We start from the raw sequence: 16,781 nt of genomic DNA, 5'->3' as shown, positions 1-16,781 counted from the left end.
AAAAGGTAAGTCTCGTTTTTACCTTGTTTTACATTGCGTTATTTTTGCAACACAACTGCGTATTTTTTGCAAGAACAAAGATACTGCATTCTGTCCCAATCAGCCAAAATTAGATATGAATATTTTGTTAATTTTTATAAATCTCACAAAATTCTTTAAAAAAACAAAAGCCATCAATACTGATGGCTTTAAAAGAAATATTCTTCTGATTAATTAATTCCAGTTGAAACTAATCTTCTTTTCGATTTCTGAACTTAGACTTAAAAATACGGGACAGGTCATAGCCGCACGTTCCAGAATAGTTCTGTTTTTTTCATCGGCATTGCTTTTCATATCAAAAACAATTTCAATAGCACCAATTCTTCTTGGTTCAGCATTCATTATTTTGGTTACTTCTGCCGTTGAACCGGTAAAATCGACATTTAAATCACGGGCTTTAATCCCCATTATAGTCATCATGCAGCTTGCAAGTGCATTAGCCACTGTATCTGTTGGAGAAAAAGCTTCTCCTTTTCCGTTATTGTCCAGCGGTGCATCTGAAATAATTTCACTGCCGGATTGTATATGAATTGATTTTGTTCTTAAATCTCCTAAATAGGTTACTTTTGATGTCATTAATTTGCTTCTTTTAAAGTTAAGTCTGAATCGTAATATAAAATGTAAACACCTTTGTTTGCATGTCCTCCATCTTCTTTTTTATAGAACTGGAATTTATTGTCGACCTGCTGCGTGGTCATTAAATCAGCAGTTTCCGGATAGGTTTTCCCCTGAACCAGACGCATCATGGTATCAAATGTTGCGTCAAATCCTCGGGTAGCATAACTATTAGGATAGGTCTTATTTTTTAATTTGTATTCTTTCTTAAATACAGCAGCAGACTGCTCATCGCTGTCACGGGTAACAGACGGATACATTAGTTTTAGTTTTACCAGATTATCAAAACTAATTTCGTCTGTATCAAGTGTACTATTAGGTTCTAAAATAACCAGCTGTACCTGACAGGTTTTCTGTGCATCAATCAGCGCTTTTATAACAGCCTTTATCATTGCTGTATTAGCTGTTTCCATTACTACATAATTCAAACGTGTTGGCAGTAATAAACTTTTCAAATTGGCTGCATCAAGTCCTCCCGTTTCTGTCAGGGCGGCAAAAACCACTCCTTTTTGATTTTGTTTGATATAACTGATAACGGATTCTTTTTTCTTATCTACCACTGCTACAATATTTCCATTTTTACTGCGCATATAGTCAAAAACAGCATTTCTGACCACCTCATTAGAAGGAATGGTCTGGTACAAATTATCAATTGGATTGGCCGCATCTTTTGACAATGGTGAAATAACCGGAACATTATACAAACGAAGTGAATTGGCTGTCGACTCGGCATTATTCTGATAGAACGGTCCAACTACGGCATCTGCGTCCTGAAGTTTATTCTGTGCAATTAAAGCGGAAATATTAGAAGTCGTTTTTGTTTCCTGAGAATCATAAATAGAAACATCGATTGGCAGTTTTAAAGTTCGGGCCGAATCAATTGCCATCATAGCACCTGAATAAAAATCAAGTGTCATGTTTAAAAATTTATCTGTTTTTAAACGGGCAGCCATTCCGGTGGTATCACTTTGTAATTTTGCCAGGTTAAACGGCATCAGCAGAACTACTTTTTTGCGGTCGTTCTGTCCTCTTTTTTTAGTCAGTTCTACAATCTCCGGATCAGCAGAAACAGTTTCTGATTTTACTTTGTCTACAATTTTTATTCCGCCGCCGCCATTCGTTTCGGCTGGACGCTCCACTGTCTTTTCTGTTTGTACAGGTGCTGCCGTTGTTTTTTCAGCCGGCTGCGACTGTGCAATTATGGGTGCCGGAGCTACATATCCTGCAGGTACTTTTAATACCATGCCTTCTTTAACACCTTCAGACAATGCCGGATTTAATGCCACTAATTCTTCTTGCGACAAATGAAAAACTCTGCCTAAACTGTAAAAAGTTTCTTTTGGTTTTACCTGATATTCCATATAAGAAACGGCTTTTTTAGACTCAGCTGTTTTTTTAGGCTCCTCAGATTTAGAAACGGCTGCTGTTTCTGTTTTTGGGGCCGTTCCTTTAATAGTCAGTCTCTGTCCTACCGGTAAACTCGAAACGATATCCGGATTTTTCTTTTCCAGTTCTTCGATGGTAATACCATATTGTTTAGCAATAGAATATTTGGTTTCCTTAGCCTGAACATCATGGTATACATACTTTTCCGCCCCTTTTTCTTTAGCTGTTTTGACTGTCGCTTTTGGAGCAGCACCTTTTGCCGGAATTACCAGTTTTTGTCCGCTCTTAACACCTTCTTTTTCTAAAAACGGGTTAGCCGCTTTTAAAGCTTCGTCCGAAATTCCGTATTTATGTTCAATACTCCAAAAAGTTTCTTTAGGCTGTACTTCATGAATTATTTCTTTTGAATTTCCGGTCGGTTTTGCCACTGCTGCTTCATTTTTATCCACACTTTTACCTGCTGCAGAAGGAATCAGTAAAACGGTATTCGGTTTTACGCCGTTACGTGCATCAGGATTTAATTCGTAAATATCAAAAGGCGTAACTTTAAATTTTTGGGCAATCTGGTTAATTGTTTCTCCGCTTGAAACCGTATATTTTACTACTTTTCCTTGCGAAAAAGCAGAACAGGTTACAAAAAAAACAAGTAAAAATAATGTTGAATAATATTTCATAAATAAGGCTTAATACAATTTAATTTTAATTCAAAAAACAAGATACTAATTTCCTGCTTACAAGATTCACGCCACTCGTCAATTCTTCTTAAAATTATCGAAGATCAACTTCTAATTTAGCAATCACAATGTTCTTATATAACTCATCTTCTTCTTTTTTCTTGCATTGGTAAAGTACTTCTTCCATATTTTGGAATTTATCTGTATAAACATAATACGAAAGACTGTTTACATTAAAGAAGAAACTGGCGTTAAAATCACCTGAATCAATAAGTTTCATAATCAGCTTGTCTCTTGGTACTGCGTCTGTAAATATACCTAAAACTAAGTAATAGCCATTTGAAACTTCTTTAAGATTATCATAAACTTCAATCCTGACATTTTTTTCATTCTTAAACGGGTTCTCTTTCAGTTCCTTTCTCATTTGTTCTATTGAGACCGTTTTAGGCGTTTCGGCAGGAGCTGACTTCTTCAAAGCTTCATCCTGATATTTTTTCAGTTTGATCAAAGCCAGTTTATCGTCAAACTTTCGGGCTTCCATACTATAATAGGAAGCTTTACTGATATGTCGCTTTATCTCAATTTGTTTTTGGGTGTCCAGCGAATCTATTTTAGCAATCAGGGACTGATTTTTAACATCGCCTTCTTCCTGATTTGTTTTATAACGTTTAATATCCTCCAGAGAAAGCCTTTGCTGTATAGAGGTCACATTGTTACTTTTTTCGTTTTCACGGATTTTCTTTTTATATTCCTGATTTTCTTCAACAGCAATTTTCTCTACTTTGTTCATCAGGCCGGCGTAGGCTTTTCTGTTTTCAGACAGTTCTTTTTTTAATTGCGACGAGAGTTCACTGGTTTTTCCAATACTTTCGTACGATTGTTTTTCCAGCCGTTTTGATTCTTCTACATTTAAAATATCCATTCGTTTTAACTCTGCCAGATCACTTTTCATTGTATTTACGAGTGAATCTAATTTAGCCATCAGAACATCCTGTACATTTTTATTGGCCTCCAGCACCAGACGGAGTTTTTCGACCGAATTTTCTCCGGAACCGTTCATATCATTCAGATTCACTTTAAGATCATTAATTTTTATGATCTTCTGGTTCATTTCTTTCTGAACTACCAGTCTGTCTTTTAAATCTTCAATTTCAACCGTTTTGGCTTTTGTCTTTTCGACTACTACCTGTTTTTCAGCCAGTGCCAGCATAAGTTCTTCGCTTTCATTGGCTGGTTTAATTTCTTTGGTATTAATGGCAAGTTTGTTCCCTACAATCAATCCGTTTACAATTTCAGGATTCTGAGATTCTAACTGATCGATGGTGATACCGTATTCTTTAGCAATAGAAAATTTAGTTTCCTTTGGTTCTACTATATGAAAAACAGTTTCCTGATTAATGACACGAACTCTTCCGTCTAATGTTTTTCTTTTGTTTGGAATCACAATGGTTTGTCCAATCTGCAGTCCGTTTTGCAACACTTCTTTATTGAGGTTTTCTAAATCCTGAACCGAAACATTGTATTGTCTGGCAATACTAAATAAGGATTCTTTGGCTGCCACCAGATGGGTTGTTTTTGAAGAACCTGTTGTTTCTGTTTTAGGAAGTTCGGCATCCGGAATAACCAATTGCTGCCCAATCTGAAGACCGTTTACCAAAACAGCCTGATTGGCATTCTGAATAGCTTCAACCGAAACATTGTATTGTTTTGAAAGCCCAAAAAGAGTTTCTTTGGCTCCCACAACATGAATCGTCTGTGGTTTTTGATTTACTTTTTCTGAGGAATGAACCGGAATCTTTATGATCTGATTGTCTTTGATTCCGTTTTGCGAGTCAGGATTGAGTTTATAAATTTCCTCTACGGCGACCTTATACTTTTGGGCGATAAAATAAGCCGTTTCTCCTTTTTGAATCTTGTGCTCGATAATTGAATCTTGCGCAGTTATTTTGTTAAAAGACAAAATAAACACAAGAGAAATTGTTAAAAGTTCTCTCATAAATAGTAGGTTATAAAAAATTAAGGCCTTACAAATGTAAGACCTTAATTTTAAATTATGTTACTATTCCCACTCAATTGTTGCAGGTGGTTTTGAACTAATATCGTAAACTACACGGTTCACGCCTTTTACCTTATTGATAATATCGTTTGATACTTTCATCAAGAAATCGTAAGGCAAGTGAACCCAGTCAGCCGTCATACCGTCTGTTGATTCTACCGCTCTAAGCGCTACTACTTTTTCGTAAGTACGCTCATCGCCCATAACCCCAACAGAGTTTACAGGAAGCAAAATTGCTCCGGCCTGCCAGACTTTATCGTATAATCCCCAGGATTTTAATCCTTCGATAAATACAGAATCTACATCTTGTAAGATTCTAACTTTCTCCGGCGTAATATCTCCTAAAATTCTAATTGATAATCCCGGTCCCGGGAAAGGGTGTCTTCCTAATAATTCAGGATCTATTCCTAATGTAGCTCCAACTCGTCGCACTTCGTCTTTGAAAAGCATCCTAAGCGGTTCTACAATTTTTAATTTCATATAATCCGGCAATCCGCCAACATTGTGATGCGATTTAATAGTAGCAGATGGTCCTTTTACCGAAACCGATTCGATAACGTCCGGGTAAATAGTTCCCTGTGCTAACCATTTTACGTCCTCTAACAAGTGCGATTCATCATCAAAAACTTCGATAAAGACACGACCAATTGTTTTACGTTTCGTCTCAGGATCGCTGATTCCGGCTAATTCGCCAAGGAAACGATCACCTGCATCAACACCTTTTACATTTAATCCCATTCCTTTGTATTGATCTAATACATTTTGGAATTCGTTTTTACGTAAAAGACCATTATTTACGAAGATGCAATATAAATTTTGTCCGATTGCTTTGTTTAATAAAACGGCTGCTACAGTAGAATCTACTCCTCCGGATAAACCAAGAACTACTTTATCGTCTCCCAGTTTCTCTTTTAATTCTGCTACCATTTCGTCAACGAAAGCATTTGGAGTAAAGTTTTGAGGAACTTCAGCAATTTTTACCAGAAAGTTTTCTAACATCTTTTTTCCATCTGTAGAATGGTAAACTTCCGGATGGTATTGAATGGCATACGTCGTTTCGCCTTCAATTTTGTAAGCTGCATATTCTACATCATGTGTGCTTGCCAATTTTACAGCATTTGCCGGAAGTGCTTTGATACTATCACTATGGCTCATCCAAACCTGGCTGTTTTCTGAAACTCCGTCAAAGAAAGTTTCTCCTTCCTTAATATAGGATAAGTTGGCTCTACCGTATTCTCTCGTATTAGAAGCAGCAACTTCTCCACCGCTGAAATGCGCTAAATATTGCGCTCCGTAACAAACGGCAAGTAAAGGCATTTTACCTCTAATTTGTGATAAATCAGGATGCGGCGCATCTTCTCCTCTAACAGAGAAAGGGCTTCCTCCTAAAATTACGGCTTTATAACTTGATAAATCACCTGGAATGTGATTGTAAGGAAAAATTTCGCAGAATATATTTAATTCGCGAACTCTACGCGCAATAAGCTGAGTATATTGCGATCCGAAATCTAAAATAAGTACGTTGTGTTGCATGCGCAAAAGTATAGTTGTTTCTAATGTGTTCATTTTCAATAAAACAAAACAAGACCCTTCGAAAGTGGGACAAAAAGTGGGAAACTTTATTATCTTCTTTTATTTTAAATGTCGCAAAGGTAGTAAAAAAGAACTGAAGACTCATTAAACTCGTTTGTTTTAAAACAATTGAGAAAATCCCCATATTAATGTATATACATGCTAATACAAGTGTCACTTTAAAAAATCCATCCTTTTAAAAAACACCTTTACATTTCTTATATATAATATATGAATTGAATCGATTTGTTTTAATTCAAAAAAAGAAAAATATTATATGAAAAAGAAAACAAGTTTATATATCGACTTCGCAAAGTTCGTTGTTGAGAAATACAATAAGGAAGATCAAGAAATACCTCAAGAAGAGGCAGAAAAAACAAAAAAAAATAATACTAGATTAGTTGATAATATTGATGATATTTTAAACCCTGATGATGACAAAAGTACTTCCAATGAAAATGAACAAAACAATGATGAAAACATTGATGATCTATTAAAAGAATATAAAAAACTAGAAAAAAATTATTGGAGATTAAAGAATGATAAAATTTATAAAAGATGATAAAACACTTTATGATATTGAAACTATCAAACAGATTTTAAACGTTTCTAAATCCAAAGTACAAAGAGAAATAAAAAAGCAACAACCTGAAATTATTAGATATAAAAATTTGCATCTATATAATGAAACGACTGTATTCCAATTAATGGAAATCATTCTTTCTGAAAAATTAAATAAACTAGAATGATTGATAATGATAAAATTAAAAAGTGCCAGACAAATATTGAAATTGGGAACTTCAAACTAAAATTTGAAAAAGATCCTAAAAAAAGGGAAAAACTGAGAATTAAAATTCAAATTGAAGAATTAAAAATAAAGATGGAAAGACTAAATTAATATCAATACCTCTATAAAAAATAAAAAAAGAAATCTTGTCGTTAGTGACAAGATTTCTTTTTTTATTAGAATTAAAGATTAGTTTACCTACGCTTTTCTTTTTTAGAGACTATTTTTTGAAAAATTTCATTTCCTATTCGACAACCATTCCCACAACCCCACAACATATCAATATTACCTAAAACTTTAACATTTAACACATTATTAGATTTAAAGTTAAACTTTAATATATAGTTGTACCCTCCTTGAATATCTTCTTCAGTTAGAAAAAATTCTCCACTTTTCGGTTCATCATTGTCTTCTCTAGCGATTCCTTGACCACCACAACTACATAAATCATCTTGATTCACCCCCTCCCAAATAAATTTAAATGATTGTTTTTGTGTTGAATAGTTCGAAATTGTAAGTTTATATAAACCATCTTTACTTTTATAAACTCCATTTAACTGTGAAAAACTGAAATTAACCGTTAATATTAATACTAGTGTAAATATTTTATTCATACTTTTTTAGTTATAATTCTTTTAATGTTTCCTTTAACTTTTATATTAATTCCAATAATTAAAATGTGGAACTTCTTTTTTTAATCCTTCTAAAGTCTGCGAATATTGATTTTTAGAAATATTCTTCACTATCCAAGGCCCACCATAATTTGGTCGATCTGATTCAGCATTACTCATAGAATTAGGTTTCCAATTTTTATCATCCACTCCATTTTTACGAAAAGGTTCAAACTTTATTGAATAAATACCATAGATGACATCATTTACATTATAATCGAAATCGAAATTTTTTAAATCAATTACCCAACTATTGATTATTTTTCCTTTTTTCATTTCCTCATATTTACTAACATAATAGCAACTAACACTTTCATCTTTTTCGTTCAATTGACCAACATCTATATTCCAACCAGTATTTTTTGCTGCATTTTCAAATGTAAAATCACTTAATGTAATGTAAGATTTACTTTTTTCTATTTTCTTTCTAAGAATCTCCCTGTTTACCCAACCATTCTTAACCTCAACTTTTCTAACAATTGAATCATACTGATCTTTTTCTATACAATTCCCACTAAATAATTCATTTGTACTTTTTTTTCTAATATCTTTTAATTTTCGAGGGATTCCATTAAGTAAGTTATTTTCCAAATTTAAATCTGAGCATTGACAATCATTTTTCACCAATACCTCAGTAGATATTTTATCTTCTTCTTTGCTTTTTGATTCACTTTTTTCATTCTTACCTCCACAGGAGATTATTAAACCTCCACTAATCATAATTAACATTAAATTGATTTTTTTCATTTTATTCTTGATTAAGTTTTTCCTACTCTTAGGCTTTTCAGATACGCCCTGTTTATATGGTTTCCAGACTCCATCAAGTCAATATTTTTTAGACTTTACTGCAGTAAAAATATAAAAAAACACTCAACTAATCATACATGATTAGTTAAATCATAAATGATTAGAGGAATTTTACATCTAAATAATCCTTTATAATTGATTTACACTATAGACAGAGAGTTTTTAATTACGTTCGGTAAGCATTTAAAACAGATTCGAGAAGGGAAAAATATGTCCCAAGAACAACTAGCAAATCTTTCAGAAGTTTCACTTCCACAAATCACTAGAATAGAAAGAGGTGCAATAAACCCAACAATTTGTACCATAAAATCCTTATCAATAGGATTAGGTGTAGAAATGTCTTTTATGTTTGACTTTGGTAAGAAATAGTTAACGCCTGGAGTTGAGCTTTAAACATCCGTGAATTTGAATTTTTATTTAAAACTGAAGAATAAGTTTTATAAAAAGTAAAAACCTCGATATTTAAAATATCGAGGTTTTTACTTTTTATAAAGGTTTTACTTCTAAATCAATTTTAATTGTTTTGCTATATCTTGTGAGTATTTTGCCATTGGTCTTTTATGTATATCTGATTCATCGGCATAATTTCCGACAATAAGTCTATCTAATATTGATTTGTCAGGAAATAAAGTTTTAAAACTGTTTACTAAACTTTTTTTATAAACATCATGGTATACTTTAGCTTTGTGCACAAGTTCTTCTGCTATATCTATTTGGGTATCATAAATACCTTGAATTCCAAACATTTTATTATATTCATTAATAAGATCAAAATTGCCATCCATACTTTCAAAGTGAACTTTTAAATCTTCATTGTTTAAAGATAACCAATAAGCTAAAATAGATTTTTCATCAATCCAAAATTTAAATTTATCCAACTCTTTTAAGTTATATGTATACAATTCAAAGTCTATTTCATTATTGTGTTTTGCGCGATTGCAATTTCCACAAACGGGGTAAAGATTATAAAAGGACGTACATAAAAAAGGATGTTTTGATTTCGAGTAAAAGTGATCCAATTCTAATTTAGCTAACGTTTTTGGTTTTCGCTTTTTTTCCTTTTTGTCATAAAAAGAAAAATTAACAACAACCGTTAGTTGAGCATTACAATATATACACGTTTTAATACCAGATGCTTTAAGGTATGAATGAAACTCAGAATCTCGTAATTCTTCGTATTTCATTGCTTTTATAATTGCTTCATAGAATTTTACTTTTTTATAAGGAACATATTGATTAAGTATAACCCCACCATCAATAGAATAAAATTCTTTAATTAAAGTTTCTATTTTTAAAGGGTTCGCGCTTATTATAGTAGAGTATTCACTTATAATTTTACTTATATATTCTCGATGTTTTTTATGTTTTATTTTTCCAAGTTTATCATGTAATTTTTGCAATGATTCCTTAGGTTTAATGAAAGATTTACTTTTTTTTGAAAATAAATTGCTACTAAAATCTTGAGCTTTTTTTTCTAATTGTTTATCGATTAAAATCTTTCTCATTCATCAAATTTTTTAAGTTCGTTTTGTAATTCTTCCATTCTGGCGATTATTGATTCTTTAGATTTGAATGTGAATTTTTTATCAAATAAATTTAAAAGACGATCTTTTATAACTTGTTCACCAATAATATTTATAACTTCTAATGCTTTTTTTTCTGACCAATTTTCTTTTGGCTTAATATTATTTTTATTTTCAGAAATCTCATCGTTAAAAATTAAATAATTTATCAAGTCCAGTATTTTATTTTTAGCAAACTCTCCCATGAATCCTTCATTTAAGAAAAAACTATCAGCAAGGATTTCATGAATATTTGCTCCGAATGTTTCTTCTCTCTCAATATTTGAAATCCTAGTATTTTTATTTTCATCTTTATCTAAAAATAAAACATTATTTTTTGGGATGTCAGATAAAACGAAGGGACTGTGAGTGGTTAATATTAATTGAATTTTTTTATCATTAAATAAATCACTTAGGTAGTTTATCATATTATTAAAAAAAGTTCTTTGCCACTCTGGATGAAGAGCAACTTCTCCTTCATCAATAAAAACTACAATTGACTCTCCTTCAATCCCGTATGGTTTGGCTTCAGATTTGTCAATTTCTTTTTTTGCCCAAAAAAATCTGGAATAAAGAGTTAATAAATGCTTTTGTCCTGAACTAAATTCATTTAAAGATTCACAACTAAAAATTCGTTTATTGTCTAATAATTTATCCATTAGTCTAGTCATTTCTTTAATAAATACTTTATTATCTGGAAACGAAATAATTAAACTTCCTAAATATTGGTAAATATTTCTTTTTTTAGAACCAGTCTCAGGTATTGGTACTTCAAAATCTATCCAGTTAGAATTATTAATTACATCTTTAACTTTGTCTTTTAATTCTAAAATATCGCTTTGAATATCAAACTCTTCAAATTCTTCATTTTGCAATTCTTCATATAAAAAAGCATAAAAATATCTTCTAGGAAACAAAGTTTTTTTATTTAAAAGTATTTGAAATATATTAATAAATAATAACCTAAAAAAAATAGCTTTTTGTTCAGGAATTGGAATTTTATAGTAATTAATAACTGAATTTTCTTTAGCTCTTACAAAATATTGTTCATAATCATAATTATTTAATTGATAATCTAGTTGATAATTTAATTCATTTTGAAGTTTATCTATTTCTGCATTAATATCTTCTTCCAATTCTTCTCTGTTAAAATATGTTTTGTTCAGAGAATAATTATTTTCAATTGTGTCTATTTTAAATTCAATTTTTTCAGGTAAAAACTCAATGTACTTATTAACGGCTTCATAGTGTAAAATGAAATCATATATTCTTTCTTCTTCCATACTGCTATATGCATTCAGTTGATTAATCTTAGAGTCTTTATCAACTACGTAAGAAAACAGTTTGTCTGAATTTTCATAATCACCATAAACCAACATTGTAGTTGATATATTTATCAAATTATCTGTAACTTGAATACCCCGAAGATCAAATGTAGGATTATAATATATGTATTTATTTTTAGCCATTTCAAACCATCTTAATGCTCCTTGATTATTATCTAAAGGTGCATTATCATATTTCAGTATTTTATAACCTATACTTTCAAGATACTGGCTATTTTTTATTTCAATGTCATTTTGTACAAAAATCCAATTGTCTAATATTAATAAGCCATTGCTTTTTATGTAAGTTGATAAACCTCCATTAGTTGCGTGTGCTAGATTGTAGTTAATAAATTCTGTTAAATTTGTTTTGCCAGAACCATTTTTTCCAACGATTGCTGTAACATTAGAAACATTTGCTTTAAAAAAATCACTAAGTAATTTAGGTAAAGTGGAAATTATTAACTCATTGTTTTCAAAATGAAATTCTTGTTCAATACTGTGATTAAAATTAAAACCTGTATTTATTATATTTTTATATTCCTTTATCCAAACAAATTTTAATTCCATTAATTTAGTCTTTTTATTAGTGTCGATAAATTTAAAAATATTTATTTTATCAACTTTACGAGAAAACATAAAACGAATTATTTTAATAGATGTGTCACTAAAAATAAATTAGCAAATGCATAGATTAGCTTTTTAATTTATTTATGATGTTTCATGTTATGAAATATAAAACAACATATATATCATAATCAATATATTGTTCCTCACTTTTAATGAAAATTAATTAGCAACTAAACAAAATATCCATTTCACATATAATAATAGAATTAAAAATTATTATATGAAGATTATCATACCTCAAGAAGTCATTGATTGCATTTCCAAAACAGGAAATAGAACAGTACAAAAAAACGGATATAAAATTTATGCAGCTCTTGTTATAATGTCAAAAAGGCAGAATAAACATGGGTATTTTCCTGTACCATCAACTTATCTAGAAAAAGTAAATAAACGCTACAAAAGAACCCTAATTGCTTTACAAGAAGCATCCCTACTAAAACCATTTACACGCTTAGAGCAACATCCTGAATCTCTCTTTGAATCAGTAGAAAAAAAATTTTACAATGTTTCGAAAGGTATATGTATAAAATATAAATTCCTTATTGATATTACACAAGGAATTATTCAAGATATAGATTTTTATAATGAACGAAAATGTAGATGGTATTCAATAATAGAGCATTCAATGAAACAATTGGGATATTTTGGTAAAATATCTAGAGACACTTTTGGAAGAAGAGTACATCATCCAATAATATCAATCTATAAAGAGGATTTAAAGAATAAAGGACTAGCGATAATTGATGCAAAATGTTCTCAACCCAAACTTCTTCTAAATATTATGAAAGAAAAAGGAATTGTAGACAAAAATTATGAAGAAGCTTTTGAAACAGATTTTTACACATATTTAGTTCAAAAATTAAATTTAGTCGATAGGAAACAGGCAAAAGATTTATTTATGTACTTCTTAAATTCAAGTGGCTATGTTCCAAATTACAAAATTCATATTATATTTCCTACTACTTCAAAGTTCATAAAAAGTCTTAAAAACAAAAACTACAAAGATGCTTCTTCCTATCTACAAAGAGTAGAGTCTAAAATTTGGATTGATGATTTACTTGAAAATATCCCAACTGACTTTGCTATTCCTGTTCACGATTCTTTGATTGTTAGAGATGCTGAAGTATATACGATTCTTGAATATTGCAAAAATAAATATCCTAACATAGATTTTAAGGAATCCTTTTTATAATTACCTAATCTGTCTAATTACAAGGAATTTATCATTTGAATTATTTCAAAACTCTTCTTCTTCACGCACATAATCTATATAAGGCATCATCCATTTTTGTTCACTTTCGTTTGGAATATATTGCAAATGCATACTAATCAAAGCATAAATTGATAAGATTTTAAATTCGCTTTTAGTGTTTATGCTTTGATTTAAGTTTTTTTGCCACTTATCTAGATGACTGAAATCATTTGGATTAGTAAATACTCTCTGTGTCCAAAATTTGTATACAAATTGATATAAAACAAATATATGAGCTCCTTTAGAAAGCCCTTTAATAACCTTTTCTAAATACGGCATTACTGCCAGATGCATTTTTAGAGCATCGTTTGTAGATAAATTTAAAGAACAAATTATGTAGCAAATAATTTGGATAGCCCTTTCATTTTCAGACTCTATGTCATTTACCCAACGAATTAATTTCTGACAAGCATTATAATTTTGAGGAAAGTGTTCGAAGATATATAAAATGTGTTGTATTGCTTGTTTATCTAGATATAAAAAATCAGTATAGCTTAAATGCTTTTTTAAATTGGCAACTATATTCTTTTCATTAGTTTTATTTCCTAACAAGTTTGTTAATTCTTGCAGAAGAATTGGAATTAAATTATGTGTGAAATAATACTCATCTTTACCATCTAATGGAGGCAATTTATCAAATAAAGCAACAAACATTTTTCTTTGTTGATTATTAATAATCTCATCTGCCATTTCAAAATTAATGGTTTTCTCATACTCATCAAGTTCTTGTTCAACTTCAATAGTTTCTTGATACTTATTTTGCAAAATTTTGTAAACAACAATACTTCTTAATGTACTTTTGAAAGTTAAAAGGTTTATTTTTTTATTTAACTCAAAAGAAAAATTAGCCCATTTTATTGCATTTTCTTTATCATTAAGATATTCAAACGATTGAACAAGTAAATAACAATTCATATACTTCCTTTCATCATAATACCATTCATGAAGAAGTTTAGAATCATAATTACTATTAAAAATACCTCTTGCGGGAACTAAATATTCTCCCCCCTCTTCTGTTTTTGTGGGTGGTTTTCCAAAACACAATGATTGATAAATGTAGTTTAGTGCACTCCCTATTTGAAGAACAATTACATTGTAATCATCTACGTTGCTAAAATTATCAATCTCTTCATATGAATCTAATAATATTTCATAAGCTTCAGCGAATTTGTAAATTGCAGTTTTAGAATCTTTTAAAAGCCAAAACGAAATAGCGTATTCGCATATTATTTTTGATCTTGAAAGTTTTGTTGTTTTAAGCTTATCCTGAAGAAAATCGACTGCTTTTTTTGTATAAAAATGAGCTATATTCTTGTCTTTTTCGCCAAATATTCTTGCGATAGTAAGCAGACTATCAACTCTTGCTATTGTATATATTTCTACATCTAAAACATCTAATAAATTTATTAATGCTTCTTCTTTTTTTTCTTTATAAAATTGTTGTCTTCCAAATTCATCTTTTATTATAAACTGTGCTGAGGGTTTTGTAAAAGAATCTTTTATCGAATTAAAATACAATTGTGCATCAGGCAAATTATTTAATTTTTCAGAAAGAATAAAAATTTTGGATTTTACCGAATAAGCTCCTAAAAGCTCTAGATTATTATAAATAGATTTATCTACAATAAAATCTAAAGTTTCTATAATCTCGTGCCAATCCTTTTTGCTTTCAAGGATATTATCAAAAAGCCTTCTCGAAAAAATATGTATTATGTCTTCTTCAAAAAAATCTTCAGATTTTTCAATTTTTGCATAACTTTCAAACCACTTCTCAATTTCTAATTTTTCGTATATTTTATCTAATGTTAACCATAAATTATTAAATACTGTTTTATCTTGCTCTTTAAAATTAATTTGATTTTTTTCATTCAATAAAATAAAATAATCCAATGAGCGAATAACATTATCTTCTGTATAACTTTTAAACAAAATGAGATTCGCTAAATTTTTAATCTCAATAAGCTGAACATCTTCTAGCTGAATTATTTTTTCTAAATCCTCTCTAATAAAAAACTTATTCTTTTTATCAAACTTTTCATGTTTTTTAAATTCTAAATCAACCAAAATATGCAACTGTAAAATCCTTATGGCTAATTTCAGGGTAACGCTCATCTTTCTAGGCAAATCTGTACTCATCCATAATTTTGAAAATAATGTTTCAATAAAAGTCTCTGGATGATTAAAATAAAACTGCAAACCCATTGCCATTACCATTCCAGCATCATCAAAAGATTCTCCTTCTATAAAATGACTTATTGCAGATTGAGCATCATACTGTGAAATATTTTTTTTAGATAATATATTATGAGCTAAACCATTATTTATCTCTTTTTTTGTTTCTAACAATAAATTATTGCTTCCTAGCCTTTTTATCAAGGGGGAAACAGAATATGTTTGATCACTATTTTTCTGCAACCATGTTCCTGATAAGGTACTAATCTTTTCAAAAGGGTAACTTATTGCTGGGTTAACATTGCAAACAATTTCAATTTTTTCATTTGATATTGTCCCACTAATGATGTTTAATCGATATAAAATTTCTCTAGATTTCTCATCTTGTGTCGTATCAAGTAATTTTTGATATATTTCATCATCAAATTCATTAAATGCCTTTCCAGAAATAAACAAGGCAAATTCATCTTCAGAGAGACTCCATTTTACACTTTCTAAATATTTACAAATAATCTGAACATATATGGGGTTTCCCTGAGAAATTACTTCTATTATAGTAGAATATGTAGCTTTTGATTTATCATTAGTATAAGTAGATATAATCTCTTCTATTTCTTCTTTATTTAGTAAAGGAACCTGTAACTGTTCGAAATCATCACTTACCTGTTCAGTAATTTTGAGATGAATTTTATAATTAGAAGTTGAAAGTATTTTAATACCGTTAGAATTACAATACTTAAAAAGTTGTATAAAAAGTTGATTTGTACTGTTATCAAATCCTAATTGAGGGATATCATCAAATATAACTAGAGCATTCTCTACTTGACTAAAATCATATGAAATGATCTGCTTAGTTATTAATAAGAATATTTTTTTAAATTCTTCTTCAGATAAATCTTTAAAGCTAAAGCTTAAATAATGGTACTTTAAGTGATTACTTAATAATAACGATATATGTGACTTTCCCGTATCATAACCCCCATAGATATTTAGCCATGTTTTATTCTCCCATTTTTTTAAAATATCATTGATTGTATTCTTTCTATAACTAATATTCTTAGATAAAATAGTTAAAGATCCGTTATAAGAATTTGGATCTTCAATAACTATATCACCATATCGATTATTATTAAAAAGGGAAGAAATATCTTTGAAATCTATCTTTGAATCCGTTTGTAAAACTAGGACATTAGAATTGTTCAAATGACTGATGTCTATAGCTTCCATTTTCTT

14 protein-coding genes are annotated in these 16,781 nt (G+C 29.9%); 5 read left to right on the top strand and 9 right to left on the bottom strand.

The window, feature by feature from the left end; translation table 11 throughout:
• Positions 1-213: 213 nt before the first annotated feature.
• The 4 genes from ACODST_RS05600 to guaA all read right to left on the bottom strand — a co-directional run bounded on the left by ACODST_RS05600 (position 214) and on the right by guaA (position 6,303).
• Positions 214-615: an OsmC family protein gene (locus ACODST_RS05600; RefSeq protein ID WP_488931132.1), complete on the bottom strand. Its 402-nt coding sequence runs from the start codon at positions 613-615 to the stop codon at positions 214-216.
• Positions 615-2,714 (bottom strand): amino acid ABC transporter substrate-binding protein, encoded by a 2,100-nt coding sequence (locus tag ACODST_RS05595; RefSeq protein ID WP_488931131.1) that lies wholly within the window; start codon positions 2,712-2,714, stop codon positions 615-617. The genes ACODST_RS05600 and ACODST_RS05595 overlap by 1 nt, the downstream gene beginning before the upstream one ends.
• A gap of 94 nt (positions 2,715-2,808) precedes the next feature.
• Positions 2,809-4,710, bottom strand: coding sequence for a muramidase family protein (locus ACODST_RS05590; protein ID WP_488931130.1), 1,902 nt, complete (start codon positions 4,708-4,710; stop codon positions 2,809-2,811).
• 63 nt (positions 4,711-4,773) lie between these two features.
• Positions 4,774-6,303 (bottom strand): glutamine-hydrolyzing GMP synthase, encoded by a 1,530-nt coding sequence (gene guaA, locus ACODST_RS05585; protein WP_488931129.1) that lies wholly within the window; start codon positions 6,301-6,303, stop codon positions 4,774-4,776.
• A gap of 316 nt (positions 6,304-6,619) precedes the next feature.
• On the opposite strand from guaA, the gene ACODST_RS05580 reads away from it, so the two are divergent.
• From ACODST_RS05580 to ACODST_RS05570, 3 genes are read left to right on the top strand one after another with little or no spacing between them, the layout of a single operon-like run.
• A complete protein-coding gene (locus ACODST_RS05580) occupies positions 6,620-6,904 on the top strand; it encodes a hypothetical protein (RefSeq protein ID WP_488931128.1) in 285 nt (94 codons plus the stop codon).
• Entirely contained in the window at positions 6,882-7,091 is a 210-nt protein-coding gene (locus ACODST_RS05575; RefSeq protein WP_488931127.1) for a hypothetical protein, read from the top strand. The genes ACODST_RS05580 and ACODST_RS05575 overlap by 23 nt, the downstream gene beginning before the upstream one ends.
• A complete protein-coding gene (locus tag ACODST_RS05570) occupies positions 7,088-7,240 on the top strand; it encodes a hypothetical protein (RefSeq protein WP_162847889.1) in 153 nt (50 codons plus the stop codon). The genes ACODST_RS05575 and ACODST_RS05570 overlap by 4 nt, the downstream gene beginning before the upstream one ends.
• An 83-nt stretch (positions 7,241-7,323) precedes the next feature.
• On the opposite strand, the gene ACODST_RS05565 is transcribed toward ACODST_RS05570, so the two are convergent.
• Both ACODST_RS05565 and ACODST_RS05560 read right to left on the bottom strand, forming a co-directional pair.
• On the bottom strand, positions 7,324-7,743 hold the full coding sequence (locus ACODST_RS05565) for a hypothetical protein (protein WP_488931126.1): 420 nt from the start codon (positions 7,741-7,743) through the stop codon (positions 7,324-7,326).
• A 45-nt stretch (positions 7,744-7,788) separates the two neighbouring features.
• Complete coding sequence (locus ACODST_RS05560; protein WP_488931125.1) at positions 7,789-8,547, bottom strand: hypothetical protein; 759 nt, start codon at positions 8,545-8,547, stop codon at positions 7,789-7,791.
• 195 nt (positions 8,548-8,742) lie between these two features.
• Here ACODST_RS05560 and ACODST_RS05555 point away from each other — a divergent pair, with 195 nt between their 5' ends.
• Complete coding sequence (locus ACODST_RS05555) at positions 8,743-8,976, top strand: helix-turn-helix domain-containing protein (RefSeq protein ID WP_488931124.1); 234 nt, start codon at positions 8,743-8,745, stop codon at positions 8,974-8,976.
• Positions 8,977-9,110: 134 nt separating this feature from the next.
• On the opposite strand, the gene ACODST_RS05550 is transcribed toward ACODST_RS05555, so the two are convergent.
• Together ACODST_RS05550 and ACODST_RS05545 are read right to left on the bottom strand one after the other, a co-directional pair.
• Positions 9,111-10,112, bottom strand: coding sequence for a hypothetical protein (locus ACODST_RS05550; RefSeq protein ID WP_488931123.1), 1,002 nt, complete (start codon positions 10,110-10,112; stop codon positions 9,111-9,113).
• Positions 10,109-12,133 (bottom strand): AAA family ATPase, encoded by a 2,025-nt coding sequence (locus tag ACODST_RS05545; RefSeq protein ID WP_488931122.1) that lies wholly within the window; start codon positions 12,131-12,133, stop codon positions 10,109-10,111. The genes ACODST_RS05550 and ACODST_RS05545 overlap by 4 nt, the downstream gene beginning before the upstream one ends.
• 211 nt (positions 12,134-12,344) lie before the next feature.
• Here ACODST_RS05545 and ACODST_RS05540 point away from each other — a divergent pair, with 211 nt between their 5' ends.
• On the top strand, positions 12,345-13,316 hold the full coding sequence (locus tag ACODST_RS05540) for a hypothetical protein (RefSeq protein WP_488931121.1): 972 nt from the start codon (positions 12,345-12,347) through the stop codon (positions 13,314-13,316).
• Between the two features lie 45 nt (positions 13,317-13,361).
• Here the strand turns inward: ACODST_RS05540 and ACODST_RS05535 are convergent, their stop codons facing one another.
• On the bottom strand, positions 13,362-16,775 hold the full coding sequence (locus ACODST_RS05535; RefSeq protein ID WP_488931120.1) for a hypothetical protein: 3,414 nt from the start codon (positions 16,773-16,775) through the stop codon (positions 13,362-13,364).
• Positions 16,776-16,781 lie beyond the last annotated feature (6 nt).

It is taken from the genome of Flavobacterium sp. FG19 (assembly GCF_057809475.1).
The sequence above is the reverse complement of the archived record's forward strand: the minus strand, read 5'-3'. Positions and strand labels throughout refer to the sequence as shown.